Here is a 244-nt window from a genome sequence, read left to right as displayed (position 1 = left end):
AATGACTGAGCGGGTTGGTATGACCGTTTATATCATGACCGCAGCCGGCTTGGCGATTATTTATCTGTTTCCACTTATTCCTAAAATTGGTCGCGTGATTCCTTCACCACTGATTTGTATTGTTGGCTTAACCGCGGTAGCGATGTATATGAATCTTGATATTCGCAACGTCGGTAGCATGGGTGATTTACCAGATTCCTTACCAGTGTTTTTGCTGCCAGATATTCCATTAAACGTAACAACG

General features: G+C 43.0%; 1 pseudogene. It reads left to right on the top strand.

Annotation, left to right across the window (positions count from 1 at the left end):
* Positions 1-244: pseudogene (locus AAEZ03_RS28545) on the top strand (sodium-independent anion transporter); the annotation flags it as partial.

The sequence above is a fragment of the Pseudomonas sp. HY2-MNA-CIBAN-0224 genome (assembly GCF_040310285.1).
Classification (GTDB): Bacteria; Pseudomonadota; Gammaproteobacteria; order Pseudomonadales; family Pseudomonadaceae; genus Aquipseudomonas; species Aquipseudomonas helleri.
This window is presented reverse-complemented; position numbering and strand designations above follow the sequence as displayed.